The sequence below is a fragment of the Luteibacter yeojuensis genome, assembly GCF_000964085.1.
GTDB lineage: Bacteria > Pseudomonadota > Gammaproteobacteria > Xanthomonadales > Rhodanobacteraceae > Luteibacter > Luteibacter yeojuensis_A.
In genome coordinates, this window is sequence record NZ_JZRB01000136.1 from 1 (window position 1) to 771 (window position 771).

The 771-nt window shown below is 72.4% G+C and carries 1 pseudogene; it reads right to left on the reverse strand.

The window, feature by feature from the left end:
- Nucleotides 1-771, reverse strand: a pseudogene (locus VI08_RS20580) (chromosome segregation protein SMC); the annotation flags it as partial.

The window sequence follows — 771 nt, forward strand, 5'->3', positions numbered from 1 at the left end:
CTGCTTGTCGACAAGCAGGCGCTGGTCGAGGTAGGTCTGGCGCTCGGATTCCAGCTCCGCGATGGGGTCGGTGCCGGCGGCCAGTTGCTCGTCGATCTCGTCGCGGCGCATCGTCACCTGGCGCAGCTGGGTATCCAGGCGCGCCAGCGCCTGCTCCAGCGACGTGAGCGCGGCGCGCTTGGATTCCATGCCAAGCGCCAGCTGGTGCGCCTGGTCGGCGGCCTCGCGGGCGTTCATGCGGGCCTCTTCGCGCGCCTCGAGCAACTCGCGGCGCTCGTTCTCCAGGCCACGGCGCTCGTCTTCGCGGTCGCCCATGTGGCCCACGGCCTCGTCCAGGCGGCCGCGGGCCTCGCGGGTCTGGCCCTGCAATTCGTCGAGCTGCTCGACCAGCGTGGCGATCTCGCCGCCGACCTTCTCGGCGCGCGCACGCGCGGTTTCCATCTTGCCGCGCTGGCTCTGCAGCTGGCCAGCCAGCTCGGAAAGGCGGCGGTGCGCGGCGTAGAGATCGCGCTGCGCATCGTCGCGCTGGCGCTCGGTCTCGAACTTGCGCGTGCGCAGGTCTTCGAGCTGCTCGGTGCGTTCCTCGATGGTCGCTTCGAGTGCTTCGATCTGCTCGGCGAGCTGGCGGATATCGCGCTCGCGGGCGAGCACGCCCACCTGGTTGCCCTGCGCGCGCAGCACGCGCGCCCAGCCCGGGCCCATCCACGCCCCATCGCGCGTAATGACCGACTGGCCGGCCGCCAGCGTCGCCGCGCGCGCGGCGGCGGCCTC